Raw genomic sequence first — 15,796 nt, forward strand, 5'->3', positions numbered from 1 at the left:
CCGGAGTCGTCCGACTCCCCATCTACTTCGTACGCAGGGGAACCGCACATGCGTCTTCGTGCCACCGTGGCCGCCGTCTCCGGCGCCCTGGCCCTCTCCGCCCTCGCCCTGCCCGCGGCCCACGCCGCCGGGCAGGAGCGGGTGCCCGCGGAGAACTCCGCGAGCAAGGTCGCGCACGCCGCCCAGCACCCGCAGGGCCGCTCGGCCTTCGCCGTCGCCGCCTCGGGCACGCCCTACAAGCTGAACGCCGGCTTCTCCGCCGTGAAGGTGAACAACGGCAAGAACATCGCGGCCGGCACCACCAACGTCGTCAAGGTGCCCGTCTCCTTCACGCTGACCCACGGCACCGAGGTCAACATCCACGCCAAGGACTTCGTCGCGGCCGTCGAGCTGTACCGCGGCACCTCCTTCGACGACTCGATCTACTACTTCGACAGCGCGGTCTCCACCTGCACGGACACCTCCAAGACGGTGGCCTCCTGCAAGACCACCGTGGCCGTCGACCCGAGCGAGCTGCTCAGCGAGGACGCCGGCGCCTGGAAGGCCGCCGCCTACGCCGTCGCCTTCAACGGCCAGAACCCCACCAAGCCGGCCGACATGTCCAAGGTGGGCGTGGCCGTCAAGGACCCGACCAACTCCTTCAACCTCCAGCGCTGGGCGACGCTGAACACCGACGCCGCCCCGGAGCCGGTGAAGAAGGGCAAGACCCTCACCGTCACCGGCAAGCTGGCCCGCGCCGACTGGGAGGACGGCAAGTACCACGGCTACGCCAACCAGCCGGTCAAGCTCCAGTTCCGCAAGAGCGGCTCCAGCACCTACACCACGCTGAAGACCGTCAAGACGAGCTCCACCGGCACCCTGAAGACCACGACCACCGCCACGGTCGACGGCTACTTCCGCTACGCCTTCGCGGGCACCACGACCACCCCGGCCACCACCGCCGCGGGTGACTACGTCGACGTGAAGTAGGCAGTCGGGTGAGTGAGCCCCGCTAGCCGGGGAAGCGGCGGTCGACCCATTTCCACAGGAACTCCAGGGCGGCCGCCGCCACCACCGCCACTGCCACCGCAGTCCACGGCATGGCGAGTCCCACCAGCCGGACCGCGAAGAAGTCCGAGAGCGCGGGCACCGCGAGCACCACCAGGAACGCCACCGCCATCGAGGCCACCAGCGCCACCCGCCACCACGTGTAGGGGCGGGCGATGATCGCCAGCACCCACATGGAGACCAGGAACAGCGTCAGCGTGGCCGCACTGGTCTCCGCCGCCAGCCGGCCGGGCCCCGTGTAGGAGTGCCGCGCGATCAGATACGTCACGAAGGTCGCCACCCCGGCCACCACGCCGCCCGGTATCGAGTACCGCATCACCTGGCGCACGAAGTGCGGTCGGGCCCGCTCGTTGTTGGGCGCCAGTGCCAGGAAGAAGGCCGGCACGCCGATGGTGAGCGTGGACAGCAGGGTCAGATGGCGGGGCAGGAACGGGTACTCCACCTGCCAGCACACCACCAGCACCGCCAGCAGCACCGAGTAGACCGTCTTCACCAGGAACAGCGTCGCCACCCGCGTGATGTTGCCGATCACCCGGCGGCCCTCGCCGACCACCGACGGCAGGCTCGCGAAGCTGTTGTCCAGCAGCACGATCTGCGCCACCGCACGGGTCGCCTCCGAGCCCGAGCCCATGGCCACGCCGATGTCGGCGTCCTTCAGGGCGAGCACGTCGTTCACGCCGTCGCCGGTCATCGCCACCGTGTGCCCGCGCGACTGGAGTGCGCCCACCATGTCCCGCTTCTGCTGCGGGGTGACCCGCCCGAAGACGGCGCCCCCCTCCAGCATCCGCCCCATCTCCGTCTTGTCCTCGGGCAGCCGCCGCGCGTCCGTCGCCGTCCCGTCGAGGCCCAGCTTGGCCGCGACCGCGCCGACCGAGACCGCGTTGTCACCGGAGATGACCTTGGCCGCCACCCGCTGCTCCGCGAAGTAGCGCAGGGTGTCGGCCGCGTCCGGGCGCAGCCTCTGTTCGAGGACGACCAGGGCGGTGGGGCGGGCGCCCTCGGCCGGCGCCGGATCGTCCAGGTCCCGCCGTGTCCGCGCCAGCAGCAGCACCCGCAGCCCCTGCTCGTTGAGCCGCTCGGTCTCCGCGAGCGCCGGGTCGCCGGCGCCGAGCAGCACGTCCGGCGCGCCCAGCAGCCAGGTGCTGGTCTCCCCGTCGCCCTCGCTGAACGCGGCCCCGCTGTACTTGCGCGCCGAGGAGAAGGGAAGCGACTCCACGCAGCGCCACTCCTCGCTGTCCGGGTAGGCGTCGATGATCGCCTGGAGCGAGGCGTTGGGCCGGGGATCGGACTCGCCGAGCGCGCCGAGGACCTTGCGCACGTACGACTCCTCCGCGCCGTTCAGGGTGCGCAGCTCGGTGACGTCCATGCCGCCCTCGGTGAGCGTGCCGGTCTTGTCCAGGCAGACGGTGTCCACGCGGGCGAGCCCCTCGATGGCGGGCAGCTCCTGCACCAGGCACTGCTTGCGGCCGAGCCGGATCACGCCGATCGCGAAGGCCACGGAGGTGAGCAGCACCAGGCCCTCCGGGACCATCGGCACGATGCCGCCGACAGTGCGGGCGACCGCGCCCTTGAGGTCGTCGTTCTTCACCACGAGCTGGGTGACGACCAGGCCGATCGCGGCCGGGACCATCATCCAGGTGACGTACTTGAGGATCGTGGAGATGCCGGTGCGCAGTTCGGAGTGGACGAGGGTGAAGCGCGACGCCTCCTCGGCGAGCCGCACGGCATAGGCCTCCCGGCCCACCTTGGTCGCGGCGAAGGCGCCGCCGCCCGCGACCACGAAGCTGCCCGACATCACCGGATCGCCCGGCCGCTTCACCACCGGATCGGCCTCGCCGGTGAGCAGCGACTCGTCGATCTCCAGCCCGTCGGCCTCCGCGCACACCCCGTCCACGACGACCTTGTCACCGGGACCGATCTCGATCAGGTCGTCCAGCACGATCTCGTCGGTGCCGATCTCCACGGCCTCGCCGTCCCGGCGCACCGTCGGCCGGGCCTCCCCGATCACCGCGAGCGAGTCCAGGGTCTGCTTGGCCCGCCACTCCTGGACGATGCCGATGCCGGTGTTGGCGAGGATCACGAACCCGAACAGGCCGTCCTGGATCGGCGCGACGCACAGGGTGATCACCCAGAGCACGCCGATGATCGCGTTGAACCGGGTGAACACGTTCGCCCGGACGATCTCCCCGAGCGAGCGGCTGCTGCGCACGGGTACGTCGTTGACCTGGCCACGCGCCCGGCGCTCCGCGACCTCCGCGCCGGTCAGCCCCGTCGCCCGGACCGCGGGCAGGGACACCGGGTGCACCGGATCGAGTTCGGCGCCGGCGTCTATATGGCTCATGTATCCGACGGTACGTGGCCTTTGCCCGGCCGCCCACCCGGCCTTCCGGGGAGGGCCCGGAGGCTACTCCACGGGGGTGGATTCCGGCCGCTCCCGCGCCGCCCGCTTGATCGCCGCGTCCCGCCTGCGGACGTACCAGACGCCGATCAGCCCGAGCCCGCCCCCGGCCAGGCAGGTCCACAGCCACCACAGATGGCCGTGGTCGTGGAACCAGCCGTAGAAGGGGAGCTGCACGAGGAACAGGACGAACCAGACGATCGTGCCGCCGGTGATGGTGGCGACCACGGGCCCCTCAAGGGGCTCGGGCGCCTCGTGCTGGGGGATCCACTTGGCCATGCCGGACAGCTTACGAGGCGATCGGAACCCGGCCGGTTCCGCGCAGGGTCTACGCGCGGAGATAGCGATCTAGTGGTCATACCTTCATACTGAAACCGTTTGTCTTTGACCGCTTCTAGTCGTAGGAAACTCCAAGAGGGCTCGGGGGAACCCTCTGGTGATGAGGTCCCGCATGTCCACCTCGGCTCCTGCCAAGGTCCCCACCCCCGAGAAGCCCGGCGGCGCGTCCGCCGGCGGCCCCCTCGACCGCTACTTCAAGATCTCCGAGCGCGGCAGCAGCATCGCGCGGGAGATCCGGGGCGGTTTCGCCACCTTCTTCGCGATGGCGTACATCATCGTGCTGAACCCGATCATCCTGGGCAGCGCGAAGGACATGTACGGGCACCACCTGGACAACGCCCAGCTGGTGACGGCGACCGCGCTGTCGGCCGCCTTCAGCACGCTGCTGATGGGCGTCATCGGCAATGTGCCGATCGCCCTGGCCGCCGGCCTCGGCGTGAACTCGGTCGTCGCCCTCCAGCTCGCGCCCCGGATGACCTGGCCGGACGCGATGGGCATGGTCGTCCTCGCCGGTTTCGTGGTCATGCTGCTGGTCGCCACGGGGCTGCGGGAGCGCGTGATGAACGCGGTGCCGTTCGGGCTGCGCAAGGCGATCGCGATCGGTATCGGCCTGTTCATCATGCTGATCGGCCTGGTGGACTCCGGCTTCGTCAGCCGCATCCCGGACGTCGCGCAGACCACCGTCCCGCTCCAGCTGGGCACCGGCGGTCACCTCACCGGCTGGCCGGTGCTGATCTTCATCCTGGGCGTGCTGCTCACCTTCGCCCTGATCGTGCGCAAGGTGCCGGGCGCCATCCTGATCTCCATCGTGGGCATGACCGTCCTCGCGATGATCATCAACGCGGTCGCCAAGATCCCCTCCTGGGGCCTGACGGTCCCGAAGTGGCCCGGCAACCCGGTCTCCACCCCGGACTTCGGCCTGGTCGGCCAGGTCAGCCTGTTCGGCGGCTTCTCCAAGGTCGGCGTGCTGACCGGCATCCTCTTCGTCTTCACGGTCCTGCTGTCGTGCTTCTTCGACGCGATGGGCACGATCATGGGCATCAGCGACGAGGCCAAGCTGACCGACGCCCAGGGCTACATGCCGGGCATCAACCGGGTGCTGTTCGTGGACGGCCTCTCGGTCGCGGCCGGCGGTGCCAGCTCCGCCTCGGCCACCACCGCCTTCGTGGAGTCCACGGCCGGCGTCGGCGAGGGCGCCCGCACGGGCCTGGCGAACGTGGTCACGGGCGGCCTGTTCGCGGTGTCGCTGCTCCTCACCCCGATCGCCACCATGGTGCCGTCCCAGGCGGCCACCCCGGCGCTGATCGCGGTCGGCTTCCTGATCCTGTCGAACTCCGTCAAGGAGATCGACTGGGCCGACTACACGATCGCGATCCCGGCGTTCGTGACCATGCTGATGATGCCGTTCACCTACTCGATCACCAACGGCATCGGCATGGGCTTCATCACCTTCACCGTGCTGCGCCTGGCCGCGGGCCGGTTCCGCGAGATCCCGGTGGCGATGTACATCGTCTCGGCGGTCTTCGCCTTCTACTACCTGATGCCGGCCCTGGGCCTGACCTGAGCCGATCCGTTCCACGGCGTCCTCGGGCGGCGCGCGCCCTCGGGGGCCCCGACTCCTCGGGTGTCGCGCCTCCTCGGGTGACGCGCCTCCTCAGGTGTCGCGCCTCCTCAGGTGACGCCGTAGAACCTCTCCGTCTCCTCGACCGCGGTCCGGAACCGCTGGTCGAAGTCGTCCCGGATGAGCGTGCGGACCACATAGTCCTGCACGCTCATTCCTCTTTTCGCCGCGTGCTGCCGGAGCCGGTCGAGCAGCTCCCCGTCTATCCGCAGGCTGAGCACAGTGGTCCCCATGGCTACGAGGGTCGCCACTGCCGCCCCGCGGATGCGTCTCTTTCCGGCGGTGACTCACCCATATGGGTGATGGAAAGCCCCGGAGGGCTTCAGTGGCGGGCATCACGGGCACACCGGCGCGCCACGGTGGTCTTTAGCTAGAGTAATGAGTTACGCTAAGGACATGCCGGACCTCAACCATGGCGACGATGCTGCCGCCGTGAACTCCCTTCGCTCCGCCGTGATGCGGCTGTCCCGTCGGCTCAAGCACCAGCGGGTGGACGAGTCGCTGAGCCCCACCGAGATGTCGGTGCTCGGCACCCTGTCCCGCTGCGGCTCGGCCACGCCGGGCGAGCTGGCCCGCAAGGAGCATGTCCAGCCGCCCTCGATGACCCGCATCGTCGCGCTGCTCGAAGCCAAGGGACTGGTCCGTCTCGAACCGCACCCGGAGGACCGGCGCCAGAAGGTCGTCACCCAGACCGAGCAGGCCGAGACGATGCTCGAGGAGAGCCGCCGCAAGCGCAACGCGTTCCTGGCGAATCTCGCCGACGGCCTCGACGAGGACGAGTGGGCCAAGCTGCGCGCCGCCGCCCCCGTGCTGGAAAAACTCGCACACCTGTAAAGCAGCAGCCTGAGGAGGCGAATCCGTTTGAGTACGGGATCCGGAACACCTTCCGCCCCCGCACCGACCGCCCCTACTACCCCCGCCCGCAAGTCCTCGATGTTCAGCTCGCTGAAGGTCAGGAACTACCGCCTCTTCTTCACCGGCCAGGTCGTCTCCAACACGGGCACCTGGATGCAGCGCATCGCCCAGGACTGGCTCGTCCTGAGCCTCACCGGATCCTCCGCGGCCGTCGGCATCACGACGGCCCTCCAGTTCCTGCCGATGCTCCTGTTCGGCCTCTACGGCGGTGTCCTCGTCGACCGGCTGCCCAAGCGCCCCGCGCTCCTGGTCACCCAGTCCGCGATGGCGCTCAGCGGTCTCGCGCTCGCCGCGCTGACCCTCACCGGCCAGGTCCAGGTCTGGCACGTCTATCTCGCCGCGTTCTTCGTCGGACTCGCCACGGTGGTCGACAACCCCGCCCGGCAGTCCTTCGTCTCCGAGATGGTCGGCCCCGACCAGCTGCACAACGCGGTCAGCCTGAACTCCGCGAACTTCCAGTCCGCGCGCCTCGTCGGCCCCGCCGTCGCCGGCCTCATGATCACCTCGGTGGGCACCGGCTGGGCGTTCCTCGCCAACGGCCTGTCCTTCGCCGCGCCGATCACCAGCCTGCTCCTGATGCGCGCCCGCGAGCTGTACCCGGTCAAGCGGACCCCGCGCGGCAAGGGCCAGCTGCGGGAGGGCCTCCAGTACGTCGCCGGGCGCCCGGAGCTGATCTGGTCCGTCGTCCTCGTCGGCTTCATCGGAACCTTCGGCTTCAACTTCCCGGTGTGGCTGTCCGCCTTCGCCGACAACGTCTTCCACGTCGGAGCCGGCGGCTACAGCCTCCTCAACACCCTGATGGCCGCGGGCTCCCTCGGCGGCGCCCTGCTGGCCGCCCGCCGCGGCTCGGCCCGGATGCGGCTGCTGATCCTCGCCGCGCTCACCTTCGGGGCGCTGGAGATCGTGGCCTCGCTGGCACCCTCGTACTGGCTGTTCGCGGTGCTCATGGTGCCGATCGGGATCTGCGGCCTCACGGTCAACGTGACCGCGAACACCACCGTGCAGATGGCCACCGACCCGGCCATGCGCGGCCGGGTGATGTCCCTGTTCATGATGGTCTTCATGGGCGGCACCCCGCTCGGCGCCCCGGTCATCGGCTGGATCACCGACACCTACGGCGCCCGCGTCGGCTTCGCCCTCGGCGGCGTCGTCTCCGCGCTCGCGGCCGGTGTCATCGGCCTGGTCCTCGCCCGCGTCGGCGGCCTGCGCCTGTCGGTGGGCTGGGAGCGGGGCACACCGCGGCTGCGGTTCGTGCCGCGGCGGCAGGAGGAACTCGCCGCGGCGGCGTGACCGCCTCCGCGGCCGTCCGGAGGGCGCCGGTGCCTGGTGGTGCCGGCCCTCCGGTGCGGCTACGTGGTGGTGCCGCGCCGTGCCGGTGCGGGGTGGTGTCGCGCGGTGCCGGTGCCGGGTGGTGTCGCGCGGTGCCGGTGTGACTATCGCACCCGCTGGGCCAGGACCTGCCCCGGCCACTCGTCCGGACCGTGGCGGAACGCCTCGGTCCGGACGAAGCCGTTCTTCTCGTAGAAGGCGACCAGCTTGCCGTCGTCGCCCGCGTAGCAGTCCACCCGCAGCAGCGAGACCCCGGCCCGCCGGGTCACCTCGGCCGCGTGGGCGAGCAGCGCGGCACCGGCGCCCCGCCCCTTGAACCGGCGGTCCGAGGCGAGCAGATGGATGTACCGCTCGGGCTCGCCGGCGGGCTCCAGATAGGCGCCGGGCGCGTCGCTGAGGGTGAGGGTGGCGGCCGGTACGCCGTCCACCTCGGCGAAGTACGGCGTGCCCGCGGCGGCGTACCGCCGGACCGTCTCCACCGCCCCGGGATTGGCCGACCAGGGCTCGGTGCCCCACTGCCGGGTGCGCCCCTGCGCCGCCAGCCACCGCACCGAACTGTCCAGCATGGCCAGGATCAGCGGCACGTCGTCGGGGCCGCCCGCGCGGATGGTGATCGTCATGGCGGCCATCATGCCCGCGCGCCTCTGGGATCGTGAAGGCATGAGACTCTTCGCCGCTGTGCTGCCGCCGGAGGACGTCACCGCCGAACTCGCCCTGGTAGTCGACCGGTTGAAGCAGCTGCCGGGCGCCGACGGGCTGCGTTGGACCGGCCGCCCCGGCTGGCACCTCACCCTCGCCTTCTACGGCGAGGTCGCCGAGGACCTCGTACCCGACCTGTCCGCCCGCCTGGCCCGCGCGGCCCGGCACACCGCCCCCTTCGAGCTGGCCCTGCGCGGCGGCGGCCGGTTCGGCCACGGCCGGGCGCTGTGGACCGGGGCCGCGGGCGACGTGGACGCCCTGCGCCTGCTGGCCGGCCGGGCGGAGGCTGCGGGCCGCAAGGCGGGGCTGCGGCTGGAGGAGCACCGCCGCTACCAGCCTCACCTCACGCTGGCCCGCGGCCGGGGCGCGGTGGACGTACGGCCGCACGTGGAACTGCTGCGCGAGTTCACGGGCCGCAGCTGGCGGGTGGCCGAGCTGGCGCTGGTGCGCAGCGACCTGCCGAGGTCGGGGGTGCCGGGGGAGCAGCCGCGGTACGAGGCGGTCGGGCGATGGGTGTGCGGGGCGTCCGGTTAGGCTCGATGCGTGGACCCGAAAACCCGGAACCGGATCATGGCCGGTGCGCTTGTTCTCATGTTGGTGGTCGTCGCGGTGGCGGCGGCTGTCAGGTAGCAGTTGGCCGGTGCGCCTGAGGGGCGCGGGACGCGGGTTCGGCGGCGGCTGCGAGCCGTCGTGGGCTGCTCGCGCCCGCGCGGCGGAGCCGCCTGCCGGACGCCGCCCGCGCCCCTCAGGAGCACCTGGACCCAGGGGTGTCTGGCCCCTCGGGGCGGCTACCAGGCGAAGGCCTCCGGGGAGGGGCCCGGACCGGGGAAGATCTCGTCCAGGCCGGCCAGCAGTTCCTCGCTCAGCTCCAGCTCCACCGCCCGCAGCGCCGACTGGAGCTGCTCCGCCGTACGCGGGCCGACGATCGGACCGGTGACGCCGGGGCGGGTGAGCAGCCAGGCCAGGGCGGTCTCACCGGGTTCCAGGCCGTGCTTGTCGAGCAGGTCCTCGTACGACTGGATGCGCGCGCGGGCGGCCGGGTCGGCGAGGGTGTCGGCGGCGCGCCCGGAGGCACGGCGTCCGCCCTTCGCCTCCTTCTTGAGCACACCGCCGAGCAGCCCGCCGTGCAGCGGGGACCAGGGGATGACCCCGAGGCCGTACTCCTGCGCGGCCGGGATGACCTCCATCTCGGCGCGGCGCTCCGCGAGGTTGTACAGGCACTGCTCGCTGACGAGGCCGATGGTGCCGCCGCGGCGGGCGGCGGTCTCGTTGGCCTGGGCGATCTTGTAGCCGGGGAAGTTGGAGGAGCCGGCGTAGAGGATCTTGCCCTGCCGGACGAGGGTGTCGATCGCCTGCCAGATCTCCTCGAAGGGGGTGTTCCGGTCGATGTGGTGGAACTGGTAGAGGTCGATGTGATCGGTCTGGAGCCGCTTGAGGCTGGCGTCCACCGCGCGCCGGATGTTCAGCGCGGAGAGCTTGTCGTGGTTCGGCCAGGCGTCGCCGTCGGCGGCCATGTTGCCGTAGACCTTGGTGGCGAGGACGACCTTGTCCCGGCGGTCACCGCCCTTGGCGAACCAGTTCCCGATGATGCGCTCGGTGCGGCCCTTGTTCTCGCCCCACCCGTACACATTGGCGGTGTCGAAGAAGTTGATGCCCGCGTCCAGCGCCGCGTCCATGATCGCGTGGCTGCCGGCTTCGTCCGTCTGCGGCCCGAAGTTCATCGTCCCGAGCACCAGCCGGCTGACCTTGAGCCCTGTGCGTCCAAGCTGCGTGTACTTCATGGTCACCAGCCAACGGCTTGGAGTGGGCTCAAGGCAAGGGCGGGTCAGTCGCGGGGAAAATGGGTCGTCTTGATGAGAAGGCCGAGGGCGGTGGTGGTCATGTCGACGTCCGTCCCGTAGTTCACGCGCAATTCGCAGGCGTACGAGTCCTCCTTGGGTTCCGTGTAGACGTGGCACCTTGCCTGATACGGGTTGGCGATGAGGTACACGGGGACACCGGCGAGCGCGTAGGCGGCCTTCTTGGGGCCGTAGTCGTTGTGGGCGGTCCCTTTGGAGATGACCTCGGCGACGAAGTCGACGTCCTCGTGACGCCAGCGGCCTCTCTCGTCCTTCGCCGCGCCCTCGCGCAACTTGGCCACATCGGGGCAGAAGCCGTTCTGGAATCCGGGGAAATCGATCCGGACGCCGGTGAAAACCCGCGTACGGCGCCTGCCGAAGTGGTCTTCGAGCGCCCAGAGGATCTCGCGGATGGTTTCCCAGTGGATGTCCCGCTGCGGCGTCATGAAGACACTGCCCCCAACGATCTCTACCTTGTAACCCTCGGGGACGGGCATCCGCTCAAGACGCTCGAACCACTGGTCCAGGCTCTCGGCGTTCTCGTCGGCCATCTTGATCTCGATCCTGTCTTCCAGGATGGTCATTGTGGCGCTCCTCCCCGGCCGCCTCACGGACGAGGGCGACCGCGCGGTACAACGATACGCACCGTGACGAAGAGACGCCGGAATCCGGCCAAACCGCTCAAGCTGTTCTAGCCGCGTACGCTTGCCCGATTCCCCACGCCTCCCGCATCGCCCCCGCGAACGCCTCCGCGATCCGCCGCTCGCCGCTCGCGTTCGGATGGGTGCCGTCGTACGTGTCGGCGTGGATGTCGTACGACGTCGGCGGCGATGCCAGCAGGATCGGCGACCGGGGCTCGTCCAGGTCGGCGACCGCCTTGGCGAGGAGCACGTTGAAGAGGGCGACCTGGTCGGCGAAGGGGGCGTCGGACTCGGCGCGGACGTTGGGGATCACCGGCAGCAGGACCATGCGGATGCGCGGGTCGGCGGCGCGGGCGGCGCCGATGAAGGCGCGGACGTTCCCGGCGGTCTGCTCGGCGTTCGTGTAGAAGCCGAGGTCGATGAGGCCGAGGGAGACGAGCAGTACGTCCGGCCGGCAGTCGCGTATCGCGTCGCCGATCAGCGGGGCCATGTGCAGCCAGCCCTCGCCCCAGCCCGCGAGGTGGGCGCGGGGGAAGTCGGGGTCGGCGTAGGCGAGGGACGTCGCGGTGCCGGTCTGCTTGTCGTACAGCGTCTCGCGCGGTCCGACGAGCGTGACGGCGGGGTCGTACGTACCGCGCAGCAGCTGCCACAGCCGGTGACGCCATGTGTGTTCGCCCGCGCTCCCGATCGTCATGGAGTCGCCCACGGGCATGAACCTGAGCATCCGATCATCATGGACGATCGGTACGGCGGGTGGGGTGTGAGGCCCGCCACGTGGGGCGTCCGGGTGGTGGCCGCAGGGGTGAACGCCCGGCGGTGATGGCAGGCTTGGGGGATGCGCCGACCGTTCGCCGTCCTCGCCGCCGTCCTGCTCGCCGGCGCCTGCGCGCTGCCCGCGTCCGCCGCGGAGGGCACTCCTGGCGCCGCGGGCACCGGGAGTGCCGTGAGCACCGGGGACAAGGGGTTCACCATGTCGGACCCGCGGATCACGGAGTCCAGTGGCCTGGCCGCCTCCCCTCTGCATCCCGGCATCTACTGGACGCACAACGACAGCGGCGACGGCCCGTACATCTACGCCGTGGACGGCGCGACCGGGAAGACGGTGGCGCGGGTGACCCTGCGGGGCGTCGGCACCCCGCGCGACGTCGAGGCGATCTCGATCGGTCCGCACGACGAGATCTACGTCGGCGACATCGGCGACAACTTCGACGGCCGCTGGCCCTACGTGTGGATCTACCGCCTCCCGGAGCCGAAGGTCCTGAAGGACCAGACGATCACCGCGACGCAGTACGTGGTGAAGTACTCCAACGGGCCGCGCAACGCCGAGTCGATGATGGTCCACCCCAGGACGGGCCGGGTCTACATCATCGACAAGAAGGAGGACGGCGGCCACCTCTACGAGGGCCCCGCCACCCTCTCCACCACCGGCGCCAACATCTTCAAGCCGATCGCCCCCATCGACCTCTGGGCGACGGACGCCACCTTCTCGCCCGACGGCACCCACTTCGCCGTGCGCGGCTACCTGGGCGGCATCTACTACTCCTGGAACGACGGCCACCCCAAGCGCAGCGAAACGCTCGACGTCCCCCTCCAGGGCCAGGGCGAGGGCATCACCTACTCGGCCGACGGCACGAAACTCCTCTACAGCAGCGAGGGCGCCGACAGCACGGTCGTCGCCAAGGACGCCCCCGACGCCCCGAAGTCCTCCCCGGACCGGGAGGGCGGCTCACCGGGCAAGTCGGTGACCGGCGGCTCCGGCGCCAAGCTGGGCGCGGTGGGTGTCGTGGTCGTGCTGCTGGGCCTGTTCGCCCTGGGGCGCCGCCGCCGCAACCGGTGACGTGCCCAGCGGACAGGGGAGTCCGGGCCGCGCGCGGTTCGGCGAGCAGGTGACGAGGGAGAGGGACAGGAAGGCGGGCCGTTCGAGATAGAACCCGAGCGCCACGTCGCCGCCTGCCGCGAGCCGCTCGGCAGCGGAACCGGCGACGCCGTCCGGGCATCCCCCGGCGAACCGACCCGCGAACAGGCCCAGTTGCCCGTGCAGCCACGCCGCGGCCTCCCGCGCCGTCCGCCAGGTGCCGCGTACCAGTGAGCCCGGCTTGAGCAGCCAATAGGCGGTCTCCAGCGGGGGCAGATCCGACACCGGGAACTCGGCGGACACCTCGCGGTACCGCGCGATCACCTCGGGCCGGCTGCCGGGCGGCGGCGGCTCGGGATACGGCGGCCGCCGCAACGCCTCCTGATCGAACCGCGCCTTGGACCCGGTCCACAGGTAGCCGTGGTGGTGCATGGGGGCTCCTGGATCGTGGGAACTCGGTCGGTCCTGGCGGACGCGATTCGCCGTCAGGACCGAAGGGAGCTGCGGAGGAGATCCAGTCGGCGAGCCCGAACCGCGCCGGGTCGATCCCGGCAGCGCTCAGCTCCGCGGTGGTGAACCGCAGCGGCGCCACGTCGGGCCGCTTGCTGTCCCCGAGCGCCCAGGCGCCCGCGCCGATGCGGGCGAGGGTGACGCACCATGCTGGACGAGCGCCCCGTCGTGGTCGAGGACTGGCACGCCGAACTCTGGCTGGACGACGCCGAAACGGTTGCCCTCTACCGCCGCGTCTGGGACACCTTCGCCGAATCAGCCGTCTACGGCACCGAGGCCCAACAGGTGATCGCCCGCGTCCGCCGGAGCATCAGGGGCTGAGCATGTAGGGCGCACCAACGGTAAGCGGCGTATTCCAAGGGCATATTCACTCATCTGGTTGACCGCACTGCCCTATGCCCGTGCGGCCAGCGCCGGCATGGCTACCTTCCGGCTCATGGTCAGTTCACCGCACGACACGATGCACCAGATCTTCCGCAAGGAGCCGGATCTGTTCGCCCGTCTCCTGCCGCGGGCGGGCATCGCGTTTCCCGAGTACGACTCGATCGAGGCACTGGACACCGACCTCACCGAGATCAGGCCGTTGGAACGGAGAGTGGACAGCCTCTTCCGGGTGCGCACGGTCGGAGACGCGGGCGGCTTTCTGCTCGCGGTCGAGTCGCAGGGCAGGCCGGACCCGGACAAGCACAACAGCTGGACGTACTACTTGGCCTACATGTACGCCAAATATCGTCTCCCGCCGGTCCTCTTGGTGGTGTGCCAGGACAAGACGACGGCGTCCTGGGCGGCGGAGCCCATCAGCGTGGGCAGCGGCTTCCACACCAGCATGCAGGTCTTCCCGCTGGTGCTGGGGCCAAAGAGCCTGCCCGTGATCACCGATCCGGAGGAGGCGGCGAAGGACGTCGCCGCCACCGCGTTCTCGGTGCTCGCTCACGCCAAAGAGCCGGGTCTGCTTGCGATACTGGACGAGGTCGGGCCGGCGGTGGGGCCCCACAAGGACTGGGCGGAAATCATCGAGGTGGGACTGGGCGAGGGCCCGGCCCGTGACTACTGGAGGAAGCTGATGGCGACGTACACCCCGGTCTTCCCCGGCAACAACACCGTGATGGAGGAGGCGTGGCGCAAGGTCCACGCCGATGGCGAGGCCAAAGGCGAGGCCAAGGCCGTTCTCCGGGTCCTCGCCGCGCGGGGTGTCGAGGTTTCCGATTCCGTTCGGGAGCGGGTCATGGCCTGTGCCGAGTTGGAGCTGCTGGAGACCTGGCTCGACCGCTCCCTGACCGTGGCCAGCGCCGAGGAGCTGTTCGCCGAGGGCGGGGGAGGAAGCAGCCGGGCCGGATGACGGCGAGGGGCGCCCGGCACTGTCGCCGGGCGCCCCTCGTCGTCGTAGTCGAGAGGTCAGAGCTTCTCGATGACGTAGTCGATGCACTTGGTCAGCGCCTCGACGTCCGCCGGGTCGATCGCCGGGAACATGGCGACGCGCAGCTGGTTGCGGCCGAGCTTGCGGTAGGGCTCGGTGTCGACGATGCCGTTGGCGCGCAGCACCTTGGCGATGGCGGCGGCGTCGATGTCGTCGGAGAAGTCGATGGTGCCGATGACCGCGGAACGCTTAGCCGGGTCGGTGACGAAGGGGCTGGCGAACTTGACGTCCTCGGCCCAGTTGTACAGCGCCCGCGCCGAGGTGGCGGTGCGGCGGACCGCGAAGTCCAGGCCGCCCTGGCCGTTGAGCCAGTCCAGCTGCTGGCCGAGCAGGAAGAGGGTGGCGAGAGCCGGGGTGTTGTACGTCTGGTTCTTGCGGGAGTTGTCGATCGCCGTGGGCAGCGAGAAGAACTCCGGGATGTGCCGGCCGGACGCGTGGATCCGCTCCGCGCGCTCGATCGCGGCGGGGGAGAACACGCCGATCCACAGGCCGCCGTCGGAGGCGAAGGACTTCTGCGGGGCGAAGTAGTAGACGTCGGTCTCGGCGATGTCGACCGGCAGGCCACCCGCGCCGGAGGTCGCGTCCACCAGGACGAGGGAACCCTCGTCGGCGCCGGCCACCCGCTGGATGGGCATGGCGACACCGGTGGACGTCTCGTTGTGGGTGAAGGCGTACACGTCGACGCCCGCCTCGGCCCGCGCCTCGGGGTGGGTGCCCGGATCGGTGGCGATCACCGTCGGCTCGGCCAGCCAGGGCGCGAGCTTCGCGGCCTTGGCGAACTTGGAGGAGAACTCGCCGAAGTTGAGGTGCTGGGACTTGTTCTCGATCAGCCCGTGGGTGGCGATGTCCCAGAAGGCGGTGGAGCCGCCGTTGCCGAGGACGACCTCGTAGCCCTCGGGGAGGGAGAACAGCTCGGAGATCCCCTCGCGGACCTTACCGACCAGGTTCTTGACGGGCGCCTGGCGGTGGGAGGTACCGAGCAGGGAGCTTCCGGTGGCGGCGAGGGCGTCGAGCGCCTCGGTCCGCACCTTGGAGGGGCCCGCGCCGAAACGTCCGTCGGCGGGCTTGATGTCAGCGGGAATCTGGATGTCGGCCACGACTCGGAGCGTATCGGGTGGGCGAAACGGGACGGAACCGTGTCCGTCGGATGAGACAAGCATGGCAGGAGAATTGGCTTGTCATGTCGT

The 15,796-nt window shown here is 70.4% G+C and carries 16 protein-coding genes and 2 pseudogenes; 8 read left to right on the forward strand and 10 right to left on the reverse strand.

Going from position 1 to position 15,796, the window contains the following annotated elements:
• Positions 1-48 precede the first annotated feature (48 nt).
• Positions 49-969, forward strand: coding sequence for a hypothetical protein (locus tag ACZ7EC_RS19065; RefSeq protein ID WP_471063924.1), 921 nt, complete (start codon positions 49-51; stop codon positions 967-969).
• Positions 970-991: 22 nt separating this feature from the next.
• Here the strand turns inward: ACZ7EC_RS19065 and ACZ7EC_RS19070 are convergent, their stop codons facing one another.
• Complete coding sequence (locus ACZ7EC_RS19070) at positions 992-3,388, reverse strand: HAD-IC family P-type ATPase (protein WP_471063927.1); 2,397 nt, start codon at positions 3,386-3,388, stop codon at positions 992-994.
• 63 nt (positions 3,389-3,451) lie between these two features.
• Complete coding sequence (locus tag ACZ7EC_RS19075) at positions 3,452-3,724, reverse strand: DUF2530 domain-containing protein (protein WP_471063929.1); 273 nt, start codon at positions 3,722-3,724, stop codon at positions 3,452-3,454.
• A gap of 172 nt (positions 3,725-3,896) precedes the next feature.
• On the opposite strand from ACZ7EC_RS19075, the gene ACZ7EC_RS19080 reads away from it, so the two are divergent.
• Complete coding sequence (locus tag ACZ7EC_RS19080) at positions 3,897-5,348, forward strand: NCS2 family permease (RefSeq protein WP_471063931.1); 1,452 nt, start codon at positions 3,897-3,899, stop codon at positions 5,346-5,348.
• Positions 5,349-5,455: 107 nt separating this feature from the next.
• Here ACZ7EC_RS19080 and ACZ7EC_RS19085 read toward each other — a convergent pair whose 3' ends face one another.
• Positions 5,456-5,638 (reverse strand): ribbon-helix-helix protein, CopG family, encoded by a 183-nt coding sequence (locus tag ACZ7EC_RS19085; RefSeq protein WP_471063933.1) that lies wholly within the window; start codon positions 5,636-5,638, stop codon positions 5,456-5,458.
• Positions 5,639-5,801: 163 nt separating this feature from the next.
• Between ACZ7EC_RS19085 and ACZ7EC_RS19090 the strand changes: the two genes are divergently transcribed.
• Positions 5,802-6,239: a MarR family winged helix-turn-helix transcriptional regulator gene (locus ACZ7EC_RS19090; RefSeq protein WP_397985370.1), complete on the forward strand. Its 438-nt coding sequence runs from the start codon at positions 5,802-5,804 to the stop codon at positions 6,237-6,239.
• Between the two features lie 27 nt (positions 6,240-6,266).
• Positions 6,267-7,610, forward strand: a complete 1,344-nt coding sequence (locus tag ACZ7EC_RS19095) for an MFS transporter (protein ID WP_471063935.1) — start codon at positions 6,267-6,269, stop codon at positions 7,608-7,610.
• A gap of 143 nt (positions 7,611-7,753) precedes the next feature.
• Here ACZ7EC_RS19095 and ACZ7EC_RS19100 read toward each other — a convergent pair whose 3' ends face one another.
• Positions 7,754-8,269, reverse strand: coding sequence for a GNAT family N-acetyltransferase (locus ACZ7EC_RS19100; protein ID WP_471063937.1), 516 nt, complete (start codon positions 8,267-8,269; stop codon positions 7,754-7,756).
• A 40-nt stretch (positions 8,270-8,309) separates the two neighbouring features.
• On the opposite strand from ACZ7EC_RS19100, the gene thpR reads away from it, so the two are divergent.
• The gene (thpR, locus tag ACZ7EC_RS19105) at positions 8,310-8,882 is read left to right on the forward strand and encodes an RNA 2',3'-cyclic phosphodiesterase (protein WP_471063939.1); all 573 of its coding nucleotides are present in this window, start codon (positions 8,310-8,312) and stop codon (positions 8,880-8,882) included.
• A gap of 254 nt (positions 8,883-9,136) precedes the next feature.
• On the opposite strand, the gene ACZ7EC_RS19110 is transcribed toward thpR, so the two are convergent.
• The 3 genes from ACZ7EC_RS19110 to ACZ7EC_RS19120 form a co-directional block, all read right to left on the reverse strand.
• Complete coding sequence (locus ACZ7EC_RS19110; protein ID WP_471063941.1) at positions 9,137-10,129, reverse strand: aldo/keto reductase; 993 nt, start codon at positions 10,127-10,129, stop codon at positions 9,137-9,139.
• A 44-nt stretch (positions 10,130-10,173) separates the two neighbouring features.
• Positions 10,174-10,770, reverse strand: coding sequence for a Uma2 family endonuclease (locus ACZ7EC_RS19115; RefSeq protein ID WP_471063943.1), 597 nt, complete (start codon positions 10,768-10,770; stop codon positions 10,174-10,176).
• Positions 10,771-10,867: 97 nt separating this feature from the next.
• Positions 10,868-11,551: an SGNH/GDSL hydrolase family protein gene (locus tag ACZ7EC_RS19120; RefSeq protein WP_471063944.1), complete on the reverse strand. Its 684-nt coding sequence runs from the start codon at positions 11,549-11,551 to the stop codon at positions 10,868-10,870.
• Positions 11,552-11,662: 111 nt separating this feature from the next.
• Here ACZ7EC_RS19120 and ACZ7EC_RS19125 point away from each other — a divergent pair, with 111 nt between their 5' ends.
• The gene (locus ACZ7EC_RS19125; RefSeq protein ID WP_471063946.1) at positions 11,663-12,664 is read left to right on the forward strand and encodes a WD40 repeat domain-containing protein; all 1,002 of its coding nucleotides are present in this window, start codon (positions 11,663-11,665) and stop codon (positions 12,662-12,664) included.
• Between the two features lie 3 nt (positions 12,665-12,667).
• On the opposite strand, the pseudogene ACZ7EC_RS19130 reads toward ACZ7EC_RS19125, so the two are convergent.
• Together ACZ7EC_RS19130 and ACZ7EC_RS19135 are read right to left on the reverse strand one after the other, a co-directional pair.
• Positions 12,668-13,114: pseudogene (locus ACZ7EC_RS19130) on the reverse strand (hypothetical protein); the annotation flags it as partial.
• Between the two features lie 91 nt (positions 13,115-13,205).
• Positions 13,206-13,337, reverse strand: a pseudogene (locus ACZ7EC_RS19135) (DUF397 domain-containing protein); the annotation flags it as partial.
• 2 nt (positions 13,338-13,339) lie between these two features.
• Here ACZ7EC_RS19135 and ACZ7EC_RS19140 point away from each other — a divergent pair.
• Together ACZ7EC_RS19140 and ACZ7EC_RS19145 are read left to right on the forward strand one after the other, a co-directional pair.
• Entirely contained in the window at positions 13,340-13,513 is a 174-nt protein-coding gene (locus ACZ7EC_RS19140; protein WP_471063947.1) for a hypothetical protein, read from the forward strand.
• Between the two features lie 115 nt (positions 13,514-13,628).
• Complete coding sequence (locus ACZ7EC_RS19145; RefSeq protein WP_471063949.1) at positions 13,629-14,531, forward strand: RpnC/YadD family protein; 903 nt, start codon at positions 13,629-13,631, stop codon at positions 14,529-14,531.
• Positions 14,532-14,587: 56 nt separating this feature from the next.
• Here ACZ7EC_RS19145 and serC read toward each other — a convergent pair whose 3' ends face one another.
• On the reverse strand, positions 14,588-15,706 hold the full coding sequence (gene serC, locus ACZ7EC_RS19150; protein WP_471063951.1) for a phosphoserine transaminase: 1,119 nt from the start codon (positions 15,704-15,706) through the stop codon (positions 14,588-14,590).
• Between the last annotated feature and the right edge of the window lie 90 nt (positions 15,707-15,796).

Source organism: Streptomyces sp. NPDC037203 (assembly GCF_055605065.1).

What these genes read in the sequence shown, in the direction of transcription:
- ACZ7EC_RS19110 (WP_471063941.1), bottom strand. Translation starts at nt 10,129, where the DNA reads ATGAAGTACACGCAGCTTGGACGCACAGGGCTCAAGGTCAGCCGGCTG.
- ACZ7EC_RS19085 (WP_471063933.1), bottom strand. Translation starts at nt 5,638, where the DNA reads ATGGGGACCACTGTGCTCAGCCTGCGGATAGACGGGGAGCTGCTCGAC.
- ACZ7EC_RS19090 (WP_397985370.1), top strand. Translation starts at nt 5,802, where the DNA reads ATGCCGGACCTCAACCATGGCGACGATGCTGCCGCCGTGAACTCCCTT.
- ACZ7EC_RS19065 (WP_471063924.1), top strand. Translation starts at nt 49, where the DNA reads ATGCGTCTTCGTGCCACCGTGGCCGCCGTCTCCGGCGCCCTGGCCCTC.
- ACZ7EC_RS19140 (WP_471063947.1), top strand. Translation starts at nt 13,340, where the DNA reads ATGCTGGACGAGCGCCCCGTCGTGGTCGAGGACTGGCACGCCGAACTC.
- ACZ7EC_RS19080 (WP_471063931.1), top strand. Translation starts at nt 3,897, where the DNA reads ATGTCCACCTCGGCTCCTGCCAAGGTCCCCACCCCCGAGAAGCCCGGC.
- ACZ7EC_RS19145 (WP_471063949.1), top strand. Translation starts at nt 13,629, where the DNA reads ATGGTCAGTTCACCGCACGACACGATGCACCAGATCTTCCGCAAGGAG.
- ACZ7EC_RS19075 (WP_471063929.1), bottom strand. Translation starts at nt 3,724, where the DNA reads ATGGCCAAGTGGATCCCCCAGCACGAGGCGCCCGAGCCCCTTGAGGGG.
- ACZ7EC_RS19115 (WP_471063943.1), bottom strand. Translation starts at nt 10,770, where the DNA reads ATGACCATCCTGGAAGACAGGATCGAGATCAAGATGGCCGACGAGAAC.
- ACZ7EC_RS19070 (WP_471063927.1), bottom strand. Translation starts at nt 3,388, where the DNA reads ATGAGCCATATAGACGCCGGCGCCGAACTCGATCCGGTGCACCCGGTG.
- thpR (WP_471063939.1), top strand. Translation starts at nt 8,310, where the DNA reads ATGAGACTCTTCGCCGCTGTGCTGCCGCCGGAGGACGTCACCGCCGAA.
- ACZ7EC_RS19100 (WP_471063937.1), bottom strand. Translation starts at nt 8,269, where the DNA reads ATGACGATCACCATCCGCGCGGGCGGCCCCGACGACGTGCCGCTGATC.
- ACZ7EC_RS19120 (WP_471063944.1), bottom strand. Translation starts at nt 11,551, where the DNA reads ATGCTCAGGTTCATGCCCGTGGGCGACTCCATGACGATCGGGAGCGCG.
- ACZ7EC_RS19125 (WP_471063946.1), top strand. Translation starts at nt 11,663, where the DNA reads ATGCGCCGACCGTTCGCCGTCCTCGCCGCCGTCCTGCTCGCCGGCGCC.